The sequence below is a fragment of the Aeromonas sp. DNP9 genome (genome assembly GCF_001728955.1).
Taxonomy (GTDB): domain Bacteria; phylum Pseudomonadota; class Gammaproteobacteria; order Enterobacterales; family Aeromonadaceae; genus Aeromonas; species Aeromonas veronii.
In genome coordinates this window covers 1-25,629 of record NZ_LYSQ01000004.1, presented here as the reverse complement: position 1 = coordinate 25,629, position 25,629 = coordinate 1, and the positions used below count along the sequence as shown (strand labels likewise).

Genomic DNA, 25,629 nt, shown 5'->3' with positions numbered 1-25,629 from the left:
CGCTCCCAAGAGAGAGGTTTCTTTTGCTAAAACAACGAATTATTACTGCTTTGATGTTGATCCCCCTGGTGTTGGGGGCGCTCTTCTTTCTGCCATTGAAATTTTTTGCCCTGTTGGCTGCGCTGGTGTTTTTGTTGGCCAGTCGCGAATGGAGTGGGTTTGTCTCTGCTGCTCCGCAGCAATGGTTACCCATCGTATTTTGTCTGTTGCTCGGTGCCAGCCTCTTTTGGCTGCCGGTGGAGCAACTCTGGACGCCCCACCTGCACCCCCTCGTGATGGGCGTGCTCTGGACCGCGGTAAGCTGGTGGCTGCTGGGTCTGTTGCTGGTGCTGCGCTATCCCCAAAGCGCCAAGCTGTGGAAAGAGTCTATCTGGCTCAAGTCGCTGTTTGGTCTGGTGACTCTGGTACCCTTCTTCTGGTCGCTGGTGGCCATCCGTGGTTACAACTTTTACCATGACCCCATGATGGGCGCCTGGATCCTGTTGTTCGTGATGGGACTGGTCTGGGCGGCAGATTCTGGCGCGTATTTTTTCGGCAAGGCGTTCGGTAAGCACAAGCTGGCACCGGCTGTGAGTCCGGGCAAAACCATCGAAGGGATGTGCGGTGGTCTCTTTACTGCCAGCCTGCTGGCTATCGGCGTTACCTGGTCGATGGGATTTGTGCCTGCCAAGATGATCACCGTGCTGTTTTGCTCCCTGCTGGCGGTGCTTGCTTCCGTGCTCGGTGATCTGACCGAGAGCATGTTCAAGCGCGAGGCGGGCATCAAGGACTCCGGCACCCTGTTGCCGGGTCATGGCGGCATTCTCGACCGGATCGACAGCCTGACCGCCGCCCTGCCGGTGTTTCTGCTCAGTTATCTGCTACTCAGTCAGGAGTTTTGATGCACAAGTCACTGGTTATTCTGGGGGCCTCCGGCTCCATCGGTCAGAGTACCTTGAAAGTGCTGCGCCATAACCCGGGCAGTTGGCAAGTATTGGCGTTGACCGCCGCCCGCAACGTGGATGCCATGTTGCGGGACTGCCTCGAATTCTCCCCCCGTTTTGCCGTGATGGTCGATGAGGATGCCGCCCGTGAACTGGCTGCCCGTCTGAAAGCTCACGGCAGTGCAACCCGGGTCATGTCTGGTGCAGCAGCCCTCTGCGAGGTGGCCGCCCATCCCGATGCCCATAGCGTGATGGCCGCCATCGTCGGCGCGGCCGGTCTGGCCCCGACCATGGCCGCGGTACGTGCCGGCAAGCGTATTTTGCTGGCCAACAAGGAGGCGCTGGTGATGTCCGGTGCTTTCTTCATGGAAGCCGTGCGCGAACATGGCGCCGAGCTGCTGCCCATAGACAGCGAACACAATGCCATCTTCCAGTGTCTGCCGACCACCGTGCAGCGCCAGCCCGGTTTTTGCGATCTGGCGGCGGCGGGGATCAGCAAGATTTTGCTGACCGGTTCTGGCGGCCCGTTCCGTTACACCGAGATCGGCGAGCTGGCGAAGGTGACACCGGCGCAGGCCATCGCGCATCCCAACTGGTCGATGGGGGCCAAGATTTCGGTCGACTCCGCCACCATGATCAACAAGGGGCTGGAGTACATCGAGGCGCGCTGGTTGTTCAATGCGGCGCCCGAGCAGATCCAGGTGGTGATCCACCCGCAGTCGGTGATCCACTCCATGGTGCAGTACAAGGATGGCTCCGTGCTGGCCCAGCTTGGCAATCCGGATATGTGTACCCCCATCGCCCATGCGCTGGCTTACCCCAATCGCATCCCCTCCAGTGTGGAACCTTTGGATTTCTTCAGTGTCGGAGAGTTCAGCTTTATCCGGCCTGATTATGATCGCTACCCCTGTCTGGCGCTGGCCATCAATGCCTGCCAGAAGGGACAAGCGGCGACTACTGCGCTCAATGCGGCCAACGAGGAGGCGGTTGCCGCCTTCCTGGCCGGGCGCATCGGCTTTATGGATATTGCCCGGATCAACGAGGCCGTGATGCTGGCGCAGGAGAGCAGCGCCGTCGGCTCGCTCGATGATCTGTTTGCCCTGGACGGTGCGGCAAGAGCCCGTGCTCACACTTTGATTGAGGAGCTTGGCTGATGGGCGGTGTGTTGTGGAATATCGGTGCCTTTGTTGTTGCGCTGGGCCTGCTGGTCGCGGTGCACGAGTTTGGTCACTTCTGGGTGGCCCGTCGTTGTGGCGTCAAGGTTGAGCGCTTCTCCATCGGTTTTGGCAAGGCGATCTGGCGCCGGATGGGTAAAGATGGCACCGAATATGTGCTGGCGCTGATCCCGCTCGGTGGTTACGTCAAGATGCTCGATGGCCGGGTCGATGAACTCAAGCCCGGTGACGAGCAGTATGCCTTCAACCACAAGAGTGTCTGGGCGCGGATGGCGATTGTTGCCGCAGGTCCTATGGCCAACTTCGTCTTTGCCCTGTTTGCACTCTGGCTGATGTTTATCATCGGGGTGCCGAGCGTCAAGCCGGTGATCGGTGAAGTGCGTCCGGCATCCATCGTGGCCGAGGCGGGTGTGCTGCCAGGGATGGAGATTGTCGGGGTCGGCGATGAGCAGACCGGTGACTGGGAGAGCGTCACTTACGCCCTTATCAGCCATCTGGGTGACGATGCTGTGACTCTCAAGGTGCAGGCACCCAATACCAGCTATGCCACCGATAAAACCTTGTCGCTGACCGGCTGGACCTTCGATCCGGATAAAGAGTCGCCCATCGGCAGCTTGGGAATTGTCCCCCTGAGTGGCAAAGTGCTGCCAGTTGTGGCTGCCGTGGTGGCCAAGAGTGCCAGTGAAAAGGCGGGGCTGCAGGTCGGTGACCGTATCAAACAGGTCGGCGATCAGCCTATTACCGCGTGGGCCCAGTTTGTCGAGCTGGTGCAGCAGGCACCGGGCGAACCCCTGCAAGTGGTGGTTGAGCGCAACAACAGTGATCTCAACGTGACCCTGACCCCGGATAGCCGCAAGGTGCAGAGCAAGCTGGTAGGATTCGTCGGTCTCTCGCCGCAACTGGTTCCATTACCGGATGAATATCGAATTCTGTTACAGTATGGGCCTTTGCAGGCGCTGTGGCATGGCGCGGACAAGACCTGGAGCCTGATCTCGCTCACCTTCGACATGATTGGCAAGCTGATCGGTGGCATCGTGTCGCTGGACAACCTGAGCGGCCCCATCTCCATTGCCAAGGGCGCCGGCAGCAGTGCCGACTATGGTCTGGTCTATTTCTTGAGTTTTCTGGCGCTGATCAGCGTCAACCTGGGGATTATCAATCTGTTCCCCCTGCCGGTGCTCGATGGTGGCCATCTGGTCTATTTCCTGATCGAAGCGGTCACCGGCAAGCCGGTATCAGAGAAAATACAGGAAGTGGGTTTCAGGATCGGCGCCGCCATTCTGATGTTATTGATGGGAATTGCGCTGTTTAACGATTTCGCTCGCCTCTGAGGCCAGAGCATCAACAAGGACACATAAGAACAAAATGGCTGTTAAAAAAGCATTGGTGTTGAGTTGCCTGCTGGGTGCCAGTTTCCTGGCCCAGGCGGCCCCTGCCTCTTTTGTGGTGCAAGATATCCAGGTCGAAGGTCTGCAACGGGTGACCCTGGGTGCCGCACTGTTGAACCTGCCGATCCGGGTCGGTGATACCGTCGACTCCGTGGCTCTGGCCAGCGCCATCAAAAAGCTCTATGCCTCGGGTAACTTCGAGGATGTGAAGGTTTACCGTGACGGCCAGGTGCTGCAGGTGATGGTCAAGGAGCGTCCGACTATCTCCAGCATCGAGTTTGCCGGCAACAAGGATATCAAGGAGGAGCAACTGACCCAGAGTCTGGAGTCCTCCGGTATCCGTGTGGGCGATCCGCTGGATCGCACCGTACTCACCTCCCTCGAGAAGGGACTGGAAGATTTCTACTATGGCGTGGGTAAATACTCCGCCAAGGTCAAGGCAATCGTCACCCCGTTGCCGCGCAACCGGGTCGACCTCAAGTTCACCTTCGTGGAAGGGGAAGCGGCCAAGATCCAGCAGATCAACATCGTCGGCAACAGCGTCTTCCCTGAAGAGAAGCTGATTGCCCAGCTCTCCCTGCGCGACGAAGTGCCCTGGTGGAACTTTACCGCCGACCAGCGCTATCAGAAGCAGAAACTGGCCGGTGATATCGAGACCCTGCGCTCCTACTACATGGACCGCGGCTATATCCGCTTCCAGCAGGAGTCTACCCAGGTCTCCATGACCCCCGACAAGAAGGGCGTCTATGTCACCCTCAACGTCAAGGAAGGGGATCAGTACAAGGTCTCCGGTGTCCAGCTCAAGGGTGACCTGATCGATCGCGGTGGCGAGATGAAGGGATTGATCCCGATCGCTGCCGGCAGCACTTACTCTGCCAGTCAGGTGACTCATACCGAAGAGGTGCTCTCCAAGTTCCTCGGCCGTTACGGTTACGCCTATCCGAAAGTGGTCACCTTCCCGCAGATCAATGACAAGACCAAGGAAGTGGAGCTGATCGTCAACGTTGAGCCGGGCCCCCGTGTCTATGTGCGTAACATCAACTTCAGCGGTAACGCCACCACCGAAGACCAGGTGCTGCGTCGCGAGATGCGCCAGATGGAAGGCACCTGGCTCTCCTCCGACAACATCGAGCAGTCCAAGAGCCGTCTCAACCGCCTTGGCTACTTTGAGAGCGTCGAAGTGGACACCAAACGGGTGCCGGGCAACGATGACCTGGTTGACCTCGATTTCAAGGTCAAGGAGCAGCCAGCAGGCTCTATCAACGCAGGTATCGGTTACGGTACCGAATCGGGTCTGAGCCTGCAGGCGGGGATCTCCCAGGACAACTTTATGGGTACCGGTAAAAAGGTCTCCATCAACGCCAGCACCAACGACTACTCCAAGAACGTTGACCTGAGCTACAACGACCCCTACTTCACCGTGGATGGTGTCAGCCTGGGTGGTCGGGTCTACTACAACCAGTTCCGCGCCGATGATGCCGATATCGTTGATTACGAGAACGAAACCATCGGTTTCCGTCTCTCCAGCGGCTTCCCGGTCAATGAGTTCAACCGTCTCGACTTCAGTACCGGTATCGAGAGCACCAAGCTGAGCCGTCCGTCATTCAATGCCCAGAACTATCAGGAGTGTCTGAAGGACAATCCGGATACTGATGGCAATACCTACTGCTGGGATCAGTGGAATGATAACCGCCAGTCGGTACAGATGGATCAGTTCTGGAATGCTTACTCACAGGATGGTTCCAACCTCGACTTTGTGACAGTCGATGTCACCGCTGGCTGGACCCGCTCTACCCTGAACAAGGGGATGTTCCCGACTTCTGGCGATCGTCAGCGTATCAACGCCAAGGTGACCGTACCGGGCATGGAGCTGCAGTACTACAAGCTCTCTGCCGAAGATGCCCACTACTTCCCGCTCGATGCGGATCACAGTTGGGTAATGATCGGCAAGGGTCGTGTCTCCTACGGTAACGGCTATGGCGATGACTCCATGCTGCCGTTCTTCGAGAACTACTATGCCGGTGGTTTCGATACGGTACGTGGCTTCAAGAGCAATACCATTGGTCCCAAGGCAATCTACAAGACCTACAACAAGCCGGGCGCTGGCAGTTGCACGGGTTCTCAGCCGTGTGAAACTGGCTACTACGAAGGTTCCGACACCTCGGTGGGGGGGAACGCTCTGGCTGTCGCCTCACTGGAGTTGGTCTTCCCGACCCCGTTCGTCTCCGAGACTTATCGTCCGCAGATCCGTTCCACCGTCTTTATGGACGCTGGTACCGTCTGGAGCACCGATTTTGCCAACGGAGCATATCCTTGCGCCGCCGGTTCTGATTGCAACTATCTGAGCCAGGACTACTCCAACCCGGGCAATATCCGGGTCTCTGCCGGTGTCTCCCTGCAGTGGCTCTCGCCGATGGGCCCGCTGGTGTTTGCCTTGGCCAAGCCGATCAAGAAATATGAAGGGGATCGCACCGAAGTCTTCTCCTTCAACATCGGTCGTACTTTCTAAGCAGAGTTTTGCCCCCACCCATGCGGTGGGGGTCTTCAATGATGGGACGCGCGGTATGCGTGCCTCACCAGGTAACAAGACGGTCCTAACGCCGCTTGCATAATCGGGTAAATCAGGTAGCCCTCGCCATGAGGGAACAAGGAGTAAGTGTGAATAAAGCGTTGAAAGTAGCTGGTTTGAGCTTTGCACTGATGGCTGCCGGCATGGGTTCTGCCTTCGCTGAGACCAAGATCGCCGTGGTGGATATGGGCGAAGTCTTCCAAAAGCTGCCCCAGCGTGAAGCCGTTGCAGCCAAGCTGAAAGGTGAATTCGAGCCGCGCATGCGTGAGCTGCAGAAGTTGGAACAGGAAGGCCAGAAGCTGGTCGAGAAGTTCCGCAAGGATGAAGCCTTCATGAGCGCCGAGCAGAAGAAGCAGAACCAGGAGAAGCTGGCCAAGCTGCAGATGGAGTTCAACCAGAAGCGTCAAGCCTTTGAGCAGGACAACGGTCGCCGTCAGTCCGAAGAGCGTAACAAGATCCTGACCAAGGTGCAGGCTGCCATCGATTCCATCGCCAAGAGCAATGGTTACGATCTGGTGCTGGAGCGCAATGCCGCCCCGTATGCCGCCAGCAAGCTGGACATCTCCGGCCAGGTTATTTCTCAGGTAAGCAAGAGTAACTAATTGATGGCATTCACTCTCGCACAGCTGGCCCAGCAACTGGGGGCCCAGGTCCATGGCGACGGAACCCTGGAAATCCGCAAGGTAGCGACACTGGAAAAGGCCGGGGAGGGGGATATCACCTTCCTGTCCAACAAGAAGTACCGGCACTATCTGGAGCAGAGCAAGGCGACCGCCGTGCTCATTACAGAAGCGGATCTGCCATTTTGTCCCACCAATGCCCTGGTGCTCAAAGACCCCTATGTGGGCTTTGCCCGGGTAGCCCAACTGCTGGACACCACCCCGCAGCCGGCCACGGATATCCATCCGAGCGCCATTATCGCGGCTGACGTGCAACTGGGCGAGAGAGTGGCCATCGGCGCCAATGCAGTGATCGAATCCGGCGTCGTGCTGGGTGACGATGTACGCATTGGCCCGGGCTGTTTTGTTGGCAAGAATACCCGGCTGGGAGCGCGCTCCCGGCTGTGGGCCAACGTCACCCTCTATCACAATGTGACCATGGGCACCGACTGTCTGGTTCAATCCGGCACAGTGATCGGCGCCGATGGTTTCGGTTATGCCAACGAGCGTGGCGAGTGGATCAAGATCCCCCAGCTCGGCGGCGTGACCATTGGCAACCGGGTCGAGATCGGTGCCTGCACCACCATCGACCGCGGTGCGCTGGAAGATACCCGCATCGCTGACAACGTCATCATCGACAACCAGTGCCAGATCGCCCACAACGTGGAGATCGGCTACGGCACTGCCGTGGCGGGTTCCACCGTGATGGCAGGTAGTCTCAAGGTCGGCAAATACTGTATCATTGGCGGCGCTTCCGTCTTTAACGGGCATATGGAGATCTGCGATCAGGCCACCGTTACCGGTATGGCCATGGTGATGCGACCCATTACCGAGCCCGGTGTCTACTCTTCCGGCATCCCTCTGCAAACCAATAAAGAGTGGCGCAAGACCGCCGCCCGGGTGATGCGTATCGAAGAGATGCACAAGCGGTTAAGCAAGCTTGAGAAGAAGCTGGATCAAGAATAATCACGATTGGTATAGGGTACTGTTTTGACTACTGAAAAGAAGAGCCTGGGCATCCAGGAAATCATGGATCTGCTGCCCCACCGTTATCCGTTCCTGATGGTGGATCGTGTAGACGACTACGAGATCAGCGATGAGCGCAAAACCCTGCGCGCCATCAAGAACGTCTCCTTCAACGAGCCGATCTTCCAGGGACACTTCCCGGCCAAGCCGGTGTTCCCGGGCGTACTGATCCTGGAAGCGATGGCGCAGGCCACCGGTATCCTGGCCTTTACCATGGTGGGCAAGCCGTCCCCCAATGAACTCTATTACTTTGCCTCAATCGACAACGCTCGCTTCAAGCGTCCGGTCGGCCCCGGTGACCAGCTGGTGCTCGACGTGGAGTTCCTGAAAGAGCGTCGCGGTATTGCCAAGTTCACCGGTGTCGCCACCGTCGACGGTGAAGTGGTCTGTACCGCCGAGCTGATGTGCGCCAAACGCGAGGTTTAACACACGTGATCGACCAGACTGCCACCATTCACGATACTGCTATCGTCCATGAGTCTGCCGTGATCGGTAAAGGGGTTGAAATCGGCCCCTTTTCTGTCATCGGCGCCGAGGTAGAAATCGGCGACAACACCTGGGTGGGCTCCCACGTGGTGATCAAGGGCCCGACCAAGATTGGTTGCGGCAACAAGATCTTCCAGCACACCTCCATCGGTGAGGATTGCCAGGACAAGAAGTACGCCGGCGAGCGCACTTTCCTCGAGATTGGCGACAACAACGTCTTTCGCGAGAACTGCACCGTGCACCGTGGCACCATTCAGGACCAGAGCCTGACCAAGGTCGGTAGCGGCAACCTGTTCATGGTCAACGTTCACGTTGCCCACGACTGCATCATCGGTGATAACTGCATTTTCGCCAACAACGCGACCCTGGCGGGCCACGTGGTGATCGGCGATTTCGTGATCTTCGGTGGTCTCTCTGCCATTCACCAGTTTGGCCGTGTCGGTTCCCACGCCTTCGTCGGTGGCTGCGCCGCCCTGAACAAGGACGTACCGCCTTACGTGATGGCTGCCGGCAACTACGCCAAGCCGTTCGGGGTCAACTCCGAAGGTCTGCGTCGCCGCGGTTTCAGTGCGGAGGCCATCTCTGCCGTCAAGCGTGCCTACAAAGAGATCTTCCGCTCCGGCAAGACCATCGAAGAGGTGCTGCCTGTGCTGATCGAGATGGCGCAAGCCGAACCGGCCGTCCAGCTCTATGTGGACTTCCTCAAAGATAACGAGCGCGGGATCATCCGTGCCTGATCCGGTTCGTATCGGTATCGTCGCCGGAGAGGTCTCCGGCGACATTCTGGCTGCCGGTCTGGTGCGCGAGCTGCAAGTCCGTTACCCGGACGCGCAGTTTGAAGGGATCGCCGGGCCGCGCATGCAGGCTCTGGGCGTCAAGGCCCTGTTCGAGATGGAAGAGCTCTCCGTCATGGGGATCACCGAGGTACTGGGCCGTCTGCCGCGTATCCTCAAGGTTCGTCGCGAACTGCTGCGCCACTTCATCGTCAATCCACCCGATATCTTCATCGGTGTGGATGCACCGGATTTCAATATCGGGGTGGAGCTGAAACTGCGCCGCGCCGGTATCAAGACGGTTCACTATGTCAGCCCCTCGGTGTGGGCATGGCGTCAGAACCGCATTCACAAGATCAAGGCCGCCACCGACATGGTGCTTGCCTTCCTGCCGTTCGAGAAAGCTTTCTACGACCGTTTCGAGGCCCCTTGCCGTTTTGTCGGCCACACCATGGCGGATGACATTCCGCTGGTGCCGGATCAGGCTGCCGTGCGTCGCAAGCTGGGCATCGATGCCAACCGCCGCTGGCTGGCGGTACTGCCGGGCAGCCGCACGGCGGAAGTAGGCTTTATGTCCCCCCTGTTTCTCGAAGCGTGCAAACACCTGACGGTGCGCTATCCGGATCTCGGCTTCATCGTGCCGCTGGTCAACCAGAAACGGCGCGAGCAGTTTATGGCCATCAAGGCCGAGGTAGCGCCGGGTCTCGACATGGTGCTGCTGGAAGGGCAGGGCCGCGAGGCGATGATCGCCGCCGACGTGGTGATGTTGGCCTCCGGCACTGCGGCGCTCGAAGCCATGCTGGTGAAAAAGCCGATGGTGGTGGGCTACAAGCTCAAGCCCTTCAGCTACTGGCTGGCCCAGCGACTGGTGAAGACCGAATTTGTCTCGCTGCCCAACCTGCTCGCCGGTCGCATGCTGGTGCCGGAACTCATCCAGCACGAGTGTACCCCGGAGAATCTGGTGGAAGAGGTGAGCAAGTACTTCGAGCACGACAACAGTGCGCTGGTCAACACCTTCACCGAGCTCCATCAACTCATTCGCTGCAACGCCGATCTGCAGGCTGCCGAGGCGGTAGCCGAGCTGCTCGGCAGGTAGCTGCGGTAGGTTCGATTAGCCGCGCTGCGGCGTAATCGGACGATCGCGTCACTGTGTCGCCGAACGCTCACCTAACTAATAGATGCCCAGGGAACGTTCGAATACGCTTCGCTATTCGAACCTACCTTCCTTGTTTTGATTCAAGGCTACAAGATGATGATCGATATTCCTGACGACAAGCTGGTTGCCGGTGTGGACGAAGTGGGTCGTGGCCCCCTGGTGGGTGACGTGGTCACCGCTGCGGTCATTCTCGATCCCGCCAAGCCAATCGCGGGGCTCAACGACTCCAAGAAGCTCTCCGAGAAGAAGCGGCTGGCGCTGTTTGACGAGATCAAAGAGAAAGCGCTCGCCTGGGCCATCGGTCGCGCCACTCCGGAGGAGATCGACGAGCTCAACATCCTGCATGCCACCATGCTGGCGATGCAGCGCGCCGTGGCGGGATTGAAGGTCACCCCCGAGCTGGTCTTCATCGATGGCAACCGCTGCCCAAGTTTGCCGATGGAGGCGCGTGCCGTGGTCAAGGGCGATAGCCTGGTGGCCGCCATCAGCGCCGCCTCGATCCTCGCCAAGGTGACCCGCGATGCGGAGATGACCGAGCTGGACAGCCGTCATCCCGAATATGGTTTTGCCCGCCACAAGGGCTATCCGACTGCGGAGCATCTCGCCATTCTGGCCGAGCGCGGCCCGTTGCCGGAGTATCGCAAGAGCTTCAAACCGGTGCGCCGCGCATTGGGGATCGAGTAGACCATGCCATTTAGTTTGAGCAGCGAGAGGAGATGACGATGGCTGACCCCCGTTTTATCCACCTGCGAGTCCACTCCGACTTCTCCATGGTCGATGGCCTGCAGAAGATCAACCCCATCGTCGGTGCGGCGGCGGCCAACAACATGCCGGCGCTGGCGCTGACCGATCAGATGAACATGTGTGGTCTGGTGCGCTTCTATGGCGCAGCCCACGGCAAGGGGATCAAACCCATCGTCGGTGCCGACTTCTGGGTGCAGAGCGATGAGCTCGGCGACGAGCAGTTCCGTCTCACCCTGCTCGCCATGGATAACGACGGCTACCAGAACATCACCCTGCTTATTTCCCGCGGTTACCAGCGCGGCCACGTGCAGGGGCGTCCGGTTATCGACAAGAGCTGGCTCGCCGAGCATGCCAAGGGGGTGATCGTCCTCTCCGGCGGGCGCGAGGGGGATGTGGGCAAGTTCCTGCTCAAGGGCAACCGGCAGATGACCGAGCAGTGCGTCGCCTTCTATCAGACCCACTTCCCCGATGCCTACTACCTCGAACTGCTGCGTACCGGTCGACCTGACGAAGAGGTCTACTTGCACATGGCGGTGGCCATCGCCACCGAGTTCGAGCTGCCAGTGGTCGCCACCAACGAGGTGGTGTTCCTCAACGCCGATGACTTCGATGCCCACGAGATCCGGGTTGCCATCCACGATGGCTATACCCTGATGGACAAACGCCGTCCCCGTCGCTACAGCCCCCAGCAGTACCTGCGCAGTCAGGAGGAGATGGCGGAGCTGTTTGCCGATATCCCCGAAGCGCTGGAAAACACGGTGGAGATCGCCAAGCGCTGCAACGTGACGGTGCGTCTCGGCGAGTACTTCCTGCCCAACTTCCCGACCGGCGACATGACCACCGAAGATTTTCTGGTGGCCAAATCGAAAGAGGGTCTGGAGGAGCGTCTCGAGTTTCTGTTCCCGGATCCGGCGGTGCGGGCCGAGCGCCGTCCCGAGTATGACGAGCGCCTCGATGTCGAGCTGAAAGTGATCAACCAGATGGGCTTCCCGGGTTACTTCCTCATCGTGATGGAGTTTATTCAGTGGTCCAAGGACAACGGCATCCCCGTTGGTCCGGGCCGGGGCTCGGGGGCGGGCTCTCTGGTGGCTTACGCCCTCAAGATCACCGACCTCGACCCGCTGGAATTTGACCTGCTGTTCGAACGTTTCCTGAACCCCGAGCGGGTATCCATGCCCGACTTCGACGTCGACTTCTGCATGGACCGGCGCGACGAGGTGATCGAGCACGTCTCCGACATGTACGGCCGGGATGCGGTCTCCCAGATCATCACCTTCGGTAGCATGGCGGCCAAGGCGGTGGTGCGGGACGTGGGCCGGGTGCTGGGCCACGCTTACGGCTTTGTGGATCGTATCTCCAAGCTGATCCCGCCGGATCCGGGCATGACGCTTGCCAAGGCATTCGAGGCCGAGCCCAAGCTGCCCGAGCTCTACGAGCAGGATGAGGAGGTCAAAGACCTCATCGACATGGCTCGCCGCCTGGAAGGGGTGGTGCGCAACGCTGGTAAACACGCCGGTGGCGTGGTGATCGCGCCCACCAAGATCACCGACTTTGCGCCGCTCTACTGCGATGATGAGGGCCATCACCCGGTTACCCAGTTCGACAAGAACGACGTGGAGTACGCCGGTCTGGTGAAGTTCGACTTCCTGGGTTTGCGGACCCTGACCATCATCGACTGGGCGCTCGGCATGATAAACCCGCGTCTTGCCAAAGAGGGCAAGCCGCCGGTGGACATCGCCGCCATCCCCATCGATGACAAGAAGTCGTTCGACCTGCTGCAGCGCTACGAGACCACGGCGGTATTCCAGCTGGAATCCCGCGGCATGAAGGATCTCATCAAGCGGCTGCGCCCCGACTGCTTTGAAGACATGATCGCACTGGTGGCCCTGTTCCGACCGGGCCCGCTCCAGTCAGGCATGGTGGATAACTTCATCGACCGCAAACACGGTAATGAAGCGATCTCCTATCCGGACGAGAAGTGGCAGCACGAGAGCCTGAAACCGATTCTGGAACCGACCTACGGCATCATCCTCTATCAGGAGCAGGTGATGCAGATCGCCCAGACCCTGGCGGGTTATACCCTGGGTGGCGCGGACATGCTGCGCCGGGCGATGGGTAAGAAAAAGCCCGAGGAGATGGCCAAGCAGCGAGCCGGTTTCGAGGAGGGTGCCGTCAAGAATGGCGTCGACGGCGAATTGGCGATGAAGATCTTCGATCTGGTGGAGAAGTTTGCGGGCTACGGCTTCAACAAATCCCACTCCGCCGCCTATGCGCTGGTCTCCTACCAGACCCTCTGGCTCAAGACCCACTTCCCGGCCGAGTTCATGGCGGCGGTGATGACCGCCGATATGGACAACACCGACAAGATAGTGACCCTGGTGGACGAGTGCCAGCGGATGGGGCTCACCGTGATCCCGCCGGATGTGAACACCGGCCGCTATCGCTTCTCGGTCAACGAAGATGGTCATATCGTCTACGGGATCGGGGCGGTGAAAGGGGTCGGTGAAGGCCCCATCGATGCGATCTTGAGCGCCCGGGATCAGGACGGCCCGTTCCGCGATCTGTTCGACTTCTGTAACCGGGTCGACATCAAGAAGCTCAACAAGCGGGTGATGGAGAAGCTCATTCTCTCCGGCGCCATGGATCGGCTCGGCCCCCACCGCGCCGCCCTGATGGCGACCCTGGAAGAGGCGATGCGCGCCGCCGAGCAGCACGCCAAGGCGCAGGCGGTGGGGCAGGTCGACATGTTCGGCGTGCTCACCGAAGAGATTGACGACGTCAAGAAGGCGTTTGCCAACGTGCCGCACTGGCCTGACAAGGTGTGGCTGGAAGGGGAGCGCGAGACTCTCGGGCTCTATCTCACCGGCCACCCCATCAACCAGTACAGCAGCGAATTGCGTCGTTATACCTCGGGTCGCCTGTGCGATCTGCATCCCACCTCCCGCGATACCGTAACCACGGCGGCGGGGCTGGTGATTGCGGCCCGCAGCATGGTGACCAAGCGTGGCAACAAGATGGGGATCTTCACCCTGGACGACCGTTCCGGTCGCCTCGATGTGACACTTTTCAGCGAAGCGCTGGAAAAATATGAAGAATTGATGCAAAAAGACCGCATTTTGGTGGTTTCTGGACAGGTCAGCTTTGATGACTTCTCCGGTGGCCTTAAAATGTCGGCTCGAGAATTACTGGATATCAACGATGCGAGGGAGCGTTTTGCCAGAGCAATCCGCATCTCCCTCGATGAACAGCGGATTGATGATCGCTTTTTCCCGCGTTTGTGCGAGATTTTGGAGCCCGCCCGTGCCGGAGTCTGTCCGGTTCAGGTAAACTATCGTCGCCCCGGCTCCCGGGTGCGATTGACGCTCGGTACCGAGTGGCGGGTGACGCCCACCGATCAACTGATAGATGACTTGCGAGTCCTGCTTGGACGAGAGCGGGTTGAATTGGTTTTTGATTAGAGGTTCTAAGGCCCTATGAGTCTTTTTCTGGATTTTGAACAGCCGATTGCCGAGTTGCAGGCGCAGATTGATGAACTCAAACATGTGAGTGAAGGCAATCACGCCGTGGATCTGAAAGACGAGATCCGCCGGCTGGAGAAGAAAAACGAAGAGCTGACCAAGAAGATCTTCGGTGATCTGGGTGCCTGGCAGGTATCCCAGATGGCGCGTCATCCCCAGCGCCCCTACACCTTTGACTATATCGAGCATATCTTCACCGATTTCGACGAGTTGGCTGGCGATCGCGCCTATGCCGATGACAAGGCTATCGTCGGCGGCATCGCCCGTCTCGACGGTGAGCCGGTGATGGTGATTGGTCACCAGAAGGGTCGCGAGACCAAAGAGAAGATCAAGCGCAACTTCGGCATGCCGCGTCCGGAAGGGTACCGCAAGGCCCTGCGTCTGATGGAGATGGCCGAGCGCTTCAAGATGCCGATCATCACCTTTATTGACACCCCGGGTGCTTACCCCGGCGTCGGTGCCGAAGAGCGTGGTCAGTCCGAAGCGATTGCCCGCAACCTGAAAGTGATGGCCGGTCTGACCGTGCCGGTGGTCTGCACCGTGATCGGTGAGGGCGGTTCAGGTGGTGCGCTGGCCATTGGCGTGGGTGACCGCGTCAACATGCTGCAGTACTCCACCTACTCCGTCATCTCGCCGGAAGGGTGTGCCTCCATCCTGTGGAAGAGTGCCGACAAGGCCTCTGTGGCTGCCGAAGCGATGGGGATCACTGCCCAGCGTCTGAAAGAGCTCAAGCTGATCGACCATGTGATCGACGAACCCCTCGGCGGTGCCCACCGCGATGTGGAGAAGATGGCCAAAAACCTCAAGGCTCGCATCAAGCAGGATTTGGACGCACTGCGTCCGCTCGATACCGAGCAACTGCTGGAGCAGCGTTACCAGCGTCTGCTGGGCTACGGCTACTGCTAAGCGCAGCCGACAGCCCCGAGTATTCAGGCCCCCGTCATCGATGGGGGTTTTTTATTGCGGTTGATCTGCCATTCAGGTTAGTGCCCCCACACGCCCTGAAACGGCGCAGGTCAGTCTTCTAGGGTGAGGGGCAGGTTGGTATGCGGGCTGTCAGGGAGTGCGGCAACGTGTTGTCTTTCGTCTGACCGCTGCATCCTGTGGCATCACTAGCGATGCCATGACCTGCCACTTGATCATCCGATTGCGGCATAAAAAAGCGCCCCGACCGTGCGGAGCGCTTTTACAGGTGTCTGGCAGTATTACAGTTCAATCTCGTCTGTAAGACCTTCATAGGCGATATCGATGGATTGCAGCTCCTTCTGCAGGCGATGTTTGTCTTTCAACGCCTCGATTTCACGCCATTTACGTTTTTTTCCCGTTGTCCCGCGGCTACGCGAACCGAGTTCAACCACCTCGTCATAATCGAAGTTGAACATTTCCATGGCTCCCTCCTTGGTTTTTATCGTTTTCACCACCCGTATAACATAACGAATCTGAAATTAAAACGTTTTCGTGACGACTCTATGACAGCGCTAAAAAAGCCCATGAAAAAAAACCGGGCCCCTTGGTGGGGGCCCGGTTTTTATCAGAAAAAAGAACCGATTACAGGCGGCTTGCCAACATGGTTTCCAGCTTGCCCTGGTCGATGGCAAACATGCGGATGCCTTCGCCCAGCTTCTCGTGAGCCATGGCATCCTGGTTCAGTTCCCAGCGGAATTCGGCTTCGGTCATCGGGGTCGGTTTGGCCTTGCGCTCACCGGTGTAGTCCAGTTTGCGTACCACGGCGCCTTCGGTCTTGCTCAGCTCTTCCAGCAGGGCCGGGCCAATGGTCAGGCGGTCGCAACCGGCCAGTTCCAGGATCTCGCCGGTATTGCGGAAACTGGCGCCCATCACGACGGTCGGGTAGTCGTGCTGCTTGTAGTAGTTGTAGATGGAGGTGACGGAGACCACGCCCGGATCTTCGCTGGCGGTGTAATCACAGCCATTTTTAGCCTTGTACCAGTCGAGGATGCGACCCACGAACGGGGAGATCAGGAAGGCACCGGCTTCGGCACAGGCACGGGCCTGGGCGAAGGAGAACAGCAGGGTCAGGTTGCACTGGATACCCTCTTTCTCCAGAACCTCGGCGGCACGGATCCCTTCCCAGGTGGAGGCCAGCTTGATCAGAATGCGGTCGTTGCTGATACCCGCTTCGTTGTAAAGACGGATCAGCTTGCGGGCCTTGGCGATGCTGGCTTCGGTATCGAAGGAGAGGCGGGCATCAACTTCGGTAGAGATGCGGCCCGGAACGATCTTCAGCACTTCCAGACCGATGTTGACGGCCAGCTTGTCGCCCGCGTCGATGATTTGCTGTGCCTTGTCCTGGCTCTGGGCTTTGGCCCACTTGATGGCGTCTTCGATCAGCGGAGCGTACTCGGGGATCTCGGAGGCCTTCAGAACCAGAGAGGGGTTGGTGGTGGCATCGATGGGCTGATAGCGTTTGATGGCTTCGATATCACCGGTGTCGGCAACAACAGTGGTCAGGGCTTTCAGCTGGGTTAATTTATCGGCCATAGCGAATATCATCTCTTAATGAGGGAGTAATCCCTGGGTTGCGGGCTTGAGACGGTGGTTCTGAAATAAAATTACAGGATCTTGGTGCCTCAGGCTCAGAAAAGCGCGATGGGGGCGGCCCATCGTCATTGCCTGCCTAATTAATACTGATGTGCTGCATCCTGCAATAGGGGCGCTTGGTTGTTAAACATTCAGGCTGTTGAGTTATCCCGTTTTATGGCTTGAAACTATATGATTAGTAAGGTTTTTTACATTTCCCTTCGACCTCGCTCCGGTTTGCTTTCAGCTGAACTTTTTTAGCCAATATCCATATTTGTGTCGTCGATCACATAAATTATCTCGCTACGTACTTGAAATTTAATTACAGCGAAAACGTTTGGCGAAATATCGCCGTTTGAAAGCCATTTCATGCAAGCGTTTGCGTTTTCGGATAGCTCATCAGGGATATATCAAAATGGTTCTCTTATGGGGCTTAATGGTGGCCTGTCTGATTGAATTATTGAGTTTGTTGAAAGTTTGCGATTTAAATGGAGCTTTATGGGCTTTTACCGTTCGTTTTTTGTGTCTCGCGTGACCGGGATCACTATTCTGGGCTCTCCCGCTGTGCTAGATTCCGCCCCTTTAGCGAAACGCTAATTAAACGACAGACAGAAAACGGTCAGCGCAGACTGACCATGGATGTGAATAACAACGAGAGAATTATGGACACCTTGATTGCGATGCTAAACGACCTGATGTGGGGAGCCGTGCTCATCTACCTGCTCATCGGGGTCGGTATCTTTTTCACCTTCCGCCTGGGTTTTATCCAGATCCGTCACTTTGGCCACATGTTTTCCGTGCTGAAAAACAGCCGTAAATCGGACAACGCAGGCATCTCCTCTTTCCAGGCCCTCTGTACCAGCCTTGCCGCCCGTGTCGGCACCGGCAACCTGGCCGGTGTGGCAGTCGCCATCTATCTGGGTGGCCCCGGCGCCATCTTCTGGATGTGGCTGATTGCCTTTATCGGCATGGCGACCGCCTTCGTTGAAAGCACCCTGGCCCAGCTCTACAAGGTCAAGGATGAGGATGGCAACTACCGTGGTGGCCCGGCCTACTACATGGAGAAAGGCCTTGGCATGCGCTGGATGGGGGTGGTGTTTTCGCTCTGCCTGATCCTGGCATTTGGTCTGGTGTTCAACGCGGTGCAGGCCAACTCCATCAGTCTGGCGATGAAGGTGGCGTTTGGCATTCCTGACTGGGTCAGCGGTCTGGCGCTGGTGGCGCTCTCCGGCCTGATTATCTTCGGCGGCATTCGTGGCATTGCCCGTTTTGCCGAGCTGGTAGTGCCCTTTATGGCACTGGCTTATATCCTGCTGGCGCTGGTGATCGTGGCGATGAACATCACCGAGTTGCCCCATGTCTTCATGCTGATCATCAAGTCTGCCTTCGGGATTGAGCAGGCAGGCTCGGGTGCGCTCGGTTATGCCATCTCCCAGGCGATGATCAACGGCATCAAGCGCGGTCTCTTCTCCAACGAAGCGGGCATGGGCTCTGCGCCCAACGCTGCAGCGACCGCCACTCCCTATCCGCCGCACCCGGCCTCTCAGGGTTATGTGCAGATGCTGGGGGTCTTTATGGACACCATCGTCATCTGCAGCTGTACCGCCGCCATCATCCTGATGTCAGGTCAGTTTGAGCCGGGCTCCGGCGTGACCGGTGTCGAGCTGACCCAGCGGGCGCTCTCCTCCCAGATTGGCAGCGGTGGCAACATCTTCATTGCGGCAGCCATCTTCTTCTTCGCCTTCACCTCTATCGTGGCGAACTACTCCTATGCCGAGACCAATCTGGTGTTCCTCGAGCACAACCACAAGGGCGGTCTGATGCTGTTCCGGGTGTTCGTGCTGGGGATGGTTATGTTCGGTGCCGTGGGTGAGTTGCCGATCGTGTGGGCTATGGCGGATGTCTCCATGGGACTGATGGCCATCGTCAACCTGGTGGCGATCCTGCTGCTCTCCAGCGTCGCCATCAAGCTGGCCAAGGATTACAACGACCAGCTCCGGCTGGGCAAGGTGCCCACCTTCGATGCTAACAAGTACCCCGAGATCCGCTCCCAGCTGGAAGAGGGGATCTGGGACAATCCGACCAAAAAATAACAAGCGGTGAGTCAAACCTCTTGATTAAAACCTGAAGGGGGAGCCGGTGGCTCCCCCTTCTTTTATGGCGCACTCGTTGGCTGTTGATCCCAGCGCCGAACGAGCTGTCTGATACGTCGTCGTAACTGGCGCCAGCAGCGCCCTTGTTGCCGTTCGCTGAGGGGGGCATAACGCCAGCGACGATAGAGCCACGCACTCTTTAGCAGGGGGGGGGCAAGGTCGGGGCGCAGCCGCGCCAGCCGCTCGCACCATGCTCCCATGCTTTCGGCAGGCTCTGGGGAATAGCCGCTGCGTTTGCCCCGTTTGAGCAGGGGTTGCCAGATACGCCGCTCTGGCGGCAGGCGGGCGGGCAACAGCAGGGGCAGGCTCACCAGCAGGGCGACCAGCATCAGGCTGGCGAGGATCAACCAGGGAGTGTGTCCCGCCTGTGCGGGCCAACGCAGGCCGATTTGTTGCCAGAGCTGACCCGCATCGTAACCAATCACCCAGCGACTCCACTGGTAGTCGATATTGTTGCCCCACCAGCGCAGTTGATTGAGCAGGGCCCAGTTGCGATAACGCTGCAAAGCGAGGGGGGTGGCAGCGGTAAACTCGTCGCTCAGCGCTTCCCTCACGCCGCCTTCAATACGCTCCGGTGCCACTGCCGCAGTGGGGTCGATTCGCCGCCATGATCCCTCTTCATCGAGATACTCCACCCAGGCGTGAGCATCGAATTGGTGTACCGCCAGATAGTTGCCGGTGGGATTCCACTCGCCGCCGAGATAACCGGTGACCAGCCGTGCTGGAATACCGGCAGCGCGCAGTACGAAAGTGGTCGCCATGGCGTAGTGGCCGCAAAAGCCCTGTCTGGTATCGAACAGAAATGTATCTACCCCGTCACTGCCAAGTCGTGGCGGGGTCAGGGTGTAGTAATAGGATTGGCTGCGAAACTGCGCAAGCAGGGCGGCGACCAGCGCTGCGCGTTCTGGATAGCGCACAGCCAGCCCTTGGCCGTGAGCGCGCGCTCTCGGGTTGCCCCCGGCTGGCAGTTGCAGGTTGCGCTGGGCGGCTTGGTGGTCATCCTCGGGCAGCGCTTCGCCGCGGCCAATGCGATAGCGGATTGCCACCTCGCCGCTCCCCTGCCGATAGAGGGTGTCGAGAGGCGTGAGCATTACCGGTCCCGCCAGCAGGCGCGGTTCGCTCAGGGCAAAGGCCCAGCGGTGGCGCTGGGGCTCGGCGATTACCTCGTAGCTCCCGGCGGGTAACGGACTATCTGCCAGTTGAGTGTTGGCCTGTGAAGATGATGCCAGAAGGGTCAGCCCGGTCTGCACCGGCACTGTCTGCTGCCATGCTTTGACCTCAGGGCTCAGCAACCAGCGCTGACCATCGAAAACTTCTTGGCGCATCACCGGAAAATAGCGCTCGCGGACAGGGGGCGGGTCATCGGCAAAAGTGACCCGAAACGCCAGTTCGGAGGAGTTGACCAGTTCGCTGATATCGCCGGGGGCCAGCTCTTCCGAAAGCCCCGACAGGGCACGGCTGGTGGTGGGCATCTGCCAGAGGGGCGGCAGCCTCGGCAGCAGCAGAAACAGAGTGATGAGCAGGGGAAGCGCCAGCAGCAGGGCACCGCCCGCGCTGCGCCAAGGCCGTTTCTGCTCGGGAGCGATGGCGGCCACCAGCGCGGTTACTGCCAGCCAGAGCGCTACTGTCATTCCGGCCGTCCAGCCGATGCTCTGTCGCTGCACCAGCGCCAGCGCGATAAGAAAGAAGGCGAGCAGCAGCACCAGCTCGATATCCCGATCGCGCCGTACCTCGATCATCTTGAGGCTATAGCCGAGCCAGAGCAGATTGATAAGGGCAGGCAGGGTGCCCAAGCCACGCCACTGTAGTCCCAGCAACAGCACAGTAGTGATGGCCAGCAGCGCCAACCCGCGGGCAGGCAGGGGCGGCCAGCCGCGCCACAGCATCATGGCCCGGACGCCGAGGGTGATGGCGCCCACTGTTACTACCCAGAGTTGCAACTGGGGCCAGAGCGCCGCGACCAGCAGCAGCTGTTGCAGGGCGATGAATGGCAGCAGGCGGCGGTTATCGAGCAGCATCTGGCGTGCTCTTCGGTGGTGTGGCATCGAACTGGGCCAGTGCCAGCAGGCAGCGCTGCACAAAGGCGGCACCACTATCGGGCCCCAGCGTCTGGTTTGCCAGCATCAGGGTAAAGGGGATGCCCCGCTTGCCGTAATCGGCGCACCACCAGGCCAGTACCGCCAGCCGCTGCTCCAGATCCCCACCCGCGACCCGCTGCAAGGTGAGGTGAGTGTCATCCTGCTGCGGTTCATGAAACTGCTTGGTCAGCAGGCCGCGCCCCTGGGCAAGTTGTTTCCAGGCGACCCGGCCCAGTGGCTCACCGGCCTGATGTGTCCGCAGGGTATCAAAGTCACCGAGAGTGGCTGGAGCGGGTTGGCCCTGATAACCCTCGCTTTCGGTCGCATGTTCCCCTCTTAACGCGCCGAATGCTGGTTTGGGAGAGATCCAGCCCTCCAATTGCAAGTCCAGCAGGGACCAGCAGCGAAACAGGCCGAGAGGGTAGCGGCTCTCGACCCGCAATCGACCAAGGGGCAGTGGCCCACGGCGCGAGCCCGATACTGGCAGGATAACTGAGCTGGGCACAGCGTCGGCCTGTGCCAGCCAGAGGGTGCCTTCGTTGAGGCTAAACCGGAGCGCCAGCACCGGGCGAGGGCTCTGCGCCAAGATACGGATAGGTAGCTGGCTACCCGCTTCCCCCAGCACCAGCGGGCCCCCCAGCAGCTCCAGCCCCAGCAGGTTGCGGTGGGTGAGCCACATGGCTGCCATAAACAGGCTGCCGAGGCAGTAGGCCACCAGCAGTACCAGATTGTTCTGGTAGTTGGTGCCTAGCAGATAGATGGCGAGCAGCACCAGCAGATAGAGCAGCCCCATGCGGGTGGGGAGGATAAAGAGGCTGCGGGTACCCAGCGTGATCTGGCGGGCCGGGGGAATGCGGCGCGCGAGCCAGCGTCGTTGCCAGCGGGCTCGCCACTGCTGCCAGCGGTCAAGCAATTTGCTCATCAGGGATTGTCCGGATCGACTCTGGCCAGCAGCCGCTGGCTCAGGGGACAGGCTTCGCCGTGCTGCACGTCAAAGCTGCCCCGCAGCCGATGCTCGGCCACATAGGGGAAGACTGCCTGCACATCCTCTACCGTGACAAAATGCCGCCCCGCCACCAGCGCCCAGGCCCGGCTCACCGCCAGCAAGGTCTGGGCTGCACGGGGGGAGAGGGGCTGTGGCAGATCCCCATCAAAGCGGCTCTGGTGCACCAGCGCCAGCAGGTAGTCGAGGGTGGCATCGGAAACATGGATAGCATCACCTTCCGCTTGCAGGGCAGCCAGCTCGGCGTCATTCAGCATGGCGGGCAACGGGTCAGTCGGCTGGTTGCCCCGCAGTAGCTGGCGCTCCGCCTCTCGCGGTGGAAAACCCAGCGAGAGTCGCACGGCGAAGCGGTCGAGTTGGGACTCCGGCAGTGGATAGGTGCCCGCCTGATCCGCCGGATTCTGGGTGGCGATGACGAAAAATGGAATGGGGAGTGGGTGCGTGTGGCCCTCGATGCTCACCTTGCCCTCGGCCATCGCCTCCAGCAGGGCGCTCTGCACCTTGGGGCTGGCACGGTTGATCTCGTCCGCCAGCAGTACCTGGGTGAAGATGGGGCCGGGGTGAAAGCGAAATGTTTGCTGCTGGGGGTCAAAAATCTGAAGCCCCAGCAGGTCGGCGGGGAGCAGATCGGCGGTGAACTGCATCCGCCTGCATGCCAGCCCCAGTACCTGTGCCAGCGCGTGGGCCAGGGTGGTTTTACCCATGCCGGGCAGATCCTCGATCAGCAGATGACCGCGCGCCAGCAGGGTCACCAGCGCGATTTTCAGTTGCAGCGGCTTGCCCAGAATGACTTGCTCCAGTGCTGCCAGCAGCCCGGCAATCTGCTCTTCTCTCTTCATTCCCTTCATACACATTCCCTGTATTGCGTCGCACCTACAGCTTATACGCCAGCAAGGGCCAAGGCAGATAACAGACGGGCGGTAAAAGTGCTGCGCAGGGATGGCTATGAGCGGGAGGTGACCCGGTTTCTTACGGCCTCTGGTCGATTAAATATGGCCGCCCAGGCACGTAGCTCAATACAATATTTCCTGATTGGAATGTACCGATCGCCATCTCTTCACTAGGTGAGAGCGGTTGGCGCCCATATAGTTGCCCCCATTGCGACGCGCTGCGTTGCTGCCTTTGTGGCCATTTTGGCCCCGCCACTGTTCGCCTGTCGCTGTGATCTGGCAGGCATCTGCACGCCAATCTGTTATGGAGCATCCATGCCTGTTTTCCTGTTGTGCACTTTTCTGATGATCATTCTCTATCCGGTCGGGATCGATCTCTATCTGGTCGCCGTGCCCCAGATTGCCGATGCCCTGCAGGCGAGCGAGGCGCAGATCCATACCGCCTTCTCCATCTATCTGTTTGGCATGGCGGCCACCGTGTTGCTGGGCGGGATGATTGCCGATCGCTACGGGCGGCGCTGGGTGGTGCTCGGGGGCGCGCTGATTTTTGTCCTCGCCTCGCTGGTGGCAGGCAGTGCAGAGGGGATAAGTCAGTTCTATTTCGGCCGTTTCTGGCAGGGGGTCGGGGCGGGGGCGCTCTATATCATGACCTTTACCGTGCTGCGGGATGTGCTGAGTCAGGAGCGGCTGGCGATGGCACTTTCAATGATTAACGGGGTCATCTGCGTGATCCCGGTACTGGCGCCGGTGCTCGGTTACCTTATCCTGTCCCATTTTGACTGGCGCGGGATCTTCGTGGCGATGGCGCTGGTGGCGGCCATCAGTGGTCTGGTGAACTTGTTGCTGCTCAAGGAGACCCGCCCAGCACGGCAACCGGGGAGTAGCGCGGCGCTGCCCTTTGCCCTACTGCGCTCGCCGCGCTTTATGCTGCTCTCCCTGCTGACCAGTGTCAGCGTGACCTCTATTTTGGTCTATGTCAGCGTCTCGCCGCTGATCCTGATGAAGGAGTTTGGCTTCACCACCGAGCAGTACTCCATCGTGATGATGGTGATGGCCGGCGTGAGTATGTCCACCTCCTTCCTGACGCCCCTGCTGTTGCGCTGGTTGGGCAAACAGAAAGTGCTGGCGGTGTCTCATCTCTCCTATCTGCTGGCTGCGTGCTCACTGATCGGCAGCTGGCAGGCGGGGGGCGATATCCATCTGTTGCTGCCGGGGTTTGCGCTGGTCTGTGTCGGCTTCTCCTGTGGGGTCGGGGTGGCGATGGGGGAGGCGCTCGATGGTTGTCAGCATAACGTGGCCTTTGCCAGCGCCGTGCTCTGCATCATGCAGATCAGCCTCTCCGCCCTCTATATCTGGCTGCTGGGTCAACTTGGCTTTACTCCGACCGAGATGCTGATCTGCGCCCTGCTGCTGGCACTGCTCAGTTACCTGGCTGTCAAAGGGCTGTTACCATGGCTCGCGCTTCGTGAAGCGCGGTCGCAGGGCTGATGGAAGATGAGAGGGGATATGCGCAATCTGGGTGAACTCGATTTGAACCTGCTGGTGGTCTTCAAGTACCTGATGCAGGAGCGCAGTGTGGCAGGGGCGGCCAAAAAGCTCTGTGTCACTCCGTCGGCGGTAAGCAAGTCTTTGGCCAAATTGCGGGAGTGGTTTGACGATCCCCTGTTTGTGCGGGTGCGGCAGGGGTTGCAGCCCACCAACCTCTCCCTGACCCTGGAGGAGGAGCTGAAGGTCTGGTTCCAGCTCACCGACAGCATCACCTCGCTCAATAGCGAGGCGATCCCCGACGGTGCCCGTTTCACGCTGGTGATGGAGTCCCCCTTCTACATCAGCTTCCTGAGCGATTTGCCCATGACCATCTACCAGAAGTACCCCAACTCGGTGGTCAGGATGCTGGGGTGGGATCACCACTCCCTCAACGACATCGTCAATGGCGATGCAGATCTCGGCTTCTGCGCCCGCGAGACCCATGGCCGCTCTCAGGCCAAGGTCAATCGGTTGCCCTACTACATCGATCACGAGGTGCTGTTCACCGATCGCCCGGTGGTTTTTCTGCGCAAGGATCACCCCTTGCTCCAGCAGAAGTGGTCGCTGGAGAATTTTCTGGCCAGCCCCCAGATCAGCATGGTGTGGGAAGCGAACGATACCTGGGCCCTCGACAGTCTGCTGGAGGACGAGGGGCTAAAGCGGGAGGTGCCCATTATGGTCTCCAGCTTCGAGCAGGCACTGCATATCGCCTCCCAGTCGAGCCACGAACTGATTGCGGTGGCTCCTTCCTACTGCGGTGGTTATGCCAGTCGGCATCATGGCAATCTGATCGCCATGCCGCTGCCGCTCCCCGAGAAGCTCTACGCCCAGCTGGAGATCGCCTTCATCCTGTTGTGGCACAAACGACACAATCAGGATGCCAAGGTGATGTGGCTGCGCAACGAGATCCGGCGACTCTACAATGACGAATTGCCACGCTAATGTGGTCGTGACGGTGCCCATCGATCAGCCGGAGCCAGCTGTTTCGGCTTGTTATTGATTATTTAACCGGCGGTGGGCGTT

Annotated in this window: 20 protein-coding genes; 15 read left to right on the top strand and 5 right to left on the bottom strand. The window is 59.3% G+C overall.

The window, feature by feature from the left end:
* Nucleotides 1–23 precede the first annotated feature (23 nt).
* The 12 genes from A9G06_RS03410 to accA all read left to right on the top strand — a co-directional run bounded on the left by A9G06_RS03410 (nucleotide 24) and on the right by accA (nucleotide 15,323).
* Nucleotides 24–881, top strand: coding sequence for a phosphatidate cytidylyltransferase (locus A9G06_RS03410; protein WP_026034918.1), 858 nt, complete (start codon nucleotides 24–26; stop codon nucleotides 879–881).
* Complete coding sequence (gene ispC, locus A9G06_RS03405) at nucleotides 881–2,077, top strand: 1-deoxy-D-xylulose-5-phosphate reductoisomerase (RefSeq protein ID WP_069554276.1); 1,197 nt, start codon at nucleotides 881–883, stop codon at nucleotides 2,075–2,077. The genes A9G06_RS03410 and ispC overlap by 1 nt, the downstream gene beginning before the upstream one ends.
* Nucleotides 2,077–3,429: a sigma E protease regulator RseP gene (gene rseP, locus A9G06_RS03400; protein ID WP_069554275.1), complete on the top strand. Its 1,353-nt coding sequence runs from the start codon at nucleotides 2,077–2,079 to the stop codon at nucleotides 3,427–3,429. The genes ispC and rseP overlap by 1 nt, the downstream gene beginning before the upstream one ends.
* 34 nt (nucleotides 3,430–3,463) lie before the next feature.
* Nucleotides 3,464–5,995, top strand: a complete 2,532-nt coding sequence (gene bamA, locus A9G06_RS03395) for an outer membrane protein assembly factor BamA (RefSeq protein WP_069554274.1) — start codon at nucleotides 3,464–3,466, stop codon at nucleotides 5,993–5,995.
* A 149-nt stretch (nucleotides 5,996–6,144) separates the two neighbouring features.
* Nucleotides 6,145–6,657 (top strand): OmpH family outer membrane protein, encoded by a 513-nt coding sequence (locus tag A9G06_RS03390; RefSeq protein WP_005338563.1) that lies wholly within the window; start codon nucleotides 6,145–6,147, stop codon nucleotides 6,655–6,657.
* Between the two features lie 3 nt (nucleotides 6,658–6,660).
* Nucleotides 6,661–7,680, top strand: coding sequence for a UDP-3-O-(3-hydroxymyristoyl)glucosamine N-acyltransferase (gene lpxD / locus A9G06_RS03385; RefSeq protein ID WP_069554388.1), 1,020 nt, complete (start codon nucleotides 6,661–6,663; stop codon nucleotides 7,678–7,680).
* Nucleotides 7,681–7,704: 24 nt separating this feature from the next.
* On the top strand, nucleotides 7,705–8,166 hold the full coding sequence (gene fabZ, locus A9G06_RS03380) for a 3-hydroxyacyl-ACP dehydratase FabZ (protein WP_005338559.1): 462 nt from the start codon (nucleotides 7,705–7,707) through the stop codon (nucleotides 8,164–8,166).
* Nucleotides 8,167–8,171: 5 nt separating this feature from the next.
* A complete protein-coding gene (lpxA, locus tag A9G06_RS03375) occupies nucleotides 8,172–8,963 on the top strand; it encodes an acyl-ACP--UDP-N-acetylglucosamine O-acyltransferase (protein WP_041208083.1) in 792 nt (263 codons plus the stop codon).
* Complete coding sequence (gene lpxB, locus A9G06_RS03370) at nucleotides 8,956–10,095, top strand: lipid-A-disaccharide synthase (protein WP_069554273.1); 1,140 nt, start codon at nucleotides 8,956–8,958, stop codon at nucleotides 10,093–10,095. Before lpxA ends, lpxB begins: the two co-directional genes overlap by 8 nt.
* Nucleotides 10,096–10,248: 153 nt before the next feature.
* Nucleotides 10,249–10,839 (top strand): ribonuclease HII, encoded by a 591-nt coding sequence (gene rnhB / locus A9G06_RS03365; protein WP_069554272.1) that lies wholly within the window; start codon nucleotides 10,249–10,251, stop codon nucleotides 10,837–10,839.
* 38 nt (nucleotides 10,840–10,877) lie between these two features.
* Nucleotides 10,878–14,357, top strand: a complete 3,480-nt coding sequence (gene dnaE, locus A9G06_RS03360; protein ID WP_069554271.1) for a DNA polymerase III subunit alpha — start codon at nucleotides 10,878–10,880, stop codon at nucleotides 14,355–14,357.
* Nucleotides 14,358–14,372: 15 nt separating this feature from the next.
* Nucleotides 14,373–15,323, top strand: a complete 951-nt coding sequence (gene accA, locus A9G06_RS03355; RefSeq protein WP_005338549.1) for an acetyl-CoA carboxylase carboxyl transferase subunit alpha — start codon at nucleotides 14,373–14,375, stop codon at nucleotides 15,321–15,323.
* A gap of 299 nt (nucleotides 15,324–15,622) precedes the next feature.
* Here the strand turns inward: accA and A9G06_RS03350 are convergent, their stop codons facing one another.
* Entirely contained in the window at nucleotides 15,623–15,805 is a 183-nt protein-coding gene (locus A9G06_RS03350; RefSeq protein WP_005338547.1) for a DUF3545 family protein, read from the bottom strand.
* A 160-nt stretch (nucleotides 15,806–15,965) separates the two neighbouring features.
* Entirely contained in the window at nucleotides 15,966–16,916 is a 951-nt protein-coding gene (tal, locus tag A9G06_RS03345) for a transaldolase (protein ID WP_069554270.1), read from the bottom strand.
* Between the two features lie 701 nt (nucleotides 16,917–17,617).
* Between tal and A9G06_RS03340 the strand changes: the two genes are divergently transcribed.
* Entirely contained in the window at nucleotides 17,618–19,048 is a 1,431-nt protein-coding gene (locus A9G06_RS03340) for a sodium:alanine symporter family protein (RefSeq protein WP_013724018.1), read from the top strand.
* A gap of 62 nt (nucleotides 19,049–19,110) precedes the next feature.
* On the opposite strand, the gene A9G06_RS03335 is transcribed toward A9G06_RS03340, so the two are convergent.
* Genes A9G06_RS03335 through A9G06_RS03325 form a run of 3 tightly spaced genes read right to left on the bottom strand, consistent with a single transcriptional unit; the run spans nucleotide 19,111 to nucleotide 23,028 of the window.
* Complete coding sequence (locus tag A9G06_RS03335; RefSeq protein WP_069554269.1) at nucleotides 19,111–21,126, bottom strand: DUF3488 and transglutaminase-like domain-containing protein; 2,016 nt, start codon at nucleotides 21,124–21,126, stop codon at nucleotides 19,111–19,113.
* Nucleotides 21,113–22,108: a DUF58 domain-containing protein gene (locus A9G06_RS03330; protein ID WP_069554268.1), complete on the bottom strand. Its 996-nt coding sequence runs from the start codon at nucleotides 22,106–22,108 to the stop codon at nucleotides 21,113–21,115. The genes A9G06_RS03335 and A9G06_RS03330 overlap by 14 nt, the downstream gene beginning before the upstream one ends.
* Entirely contained in the window at nucleotides 22,108–23,028 is a 921-nt protein-coding gene (locus A9G06_RS03325) for a MoxR family ATPase (protein ID WP_069554387.1), read from the bottom strand. Before A9G06_RS03325 ends, A9G06_RS03330 begins: the two co-directional genes overlap by 1 nt.
* Nucleotides 23,029–23,394: 366 nt before the next feature.
* On the opposite strand from A9G06_RS03325, the gene A9G06_RS03320 reads away from it, so the two are divergent.
* Together A9G06_RS03320 and yidZ are read left to right on the top strand one after the other, a co-directional pair.
* Nucleotides 23,395–24,567 (top strand): MFS transporter, encoded by a 1,173-nt coding sequence (locus A9G06_RS03320; RefSeq protein WP_069554267.1) that lies wholly within the window; start codon nucleotides 23,395–23,397, stop codon nucleotides 24,565–24,567.
* A gap of 18 nt (nucleotides 24,568–24,585) precedes the next feature.
* Nucleotides 24,586–25,548, top strand: coding sequence for an HTH-type transcriptional regulator YidZ (gene yidZ, locus A9G06_RS03315; protein ID WP_069554266.1), 963 nt, complete (start codon nucleotides 24,586–24,588; stop codon nucleotides 25,546–25,548).
* Nucleotides 25,549–25,629 lie beyond the last annotated feature (81 nt).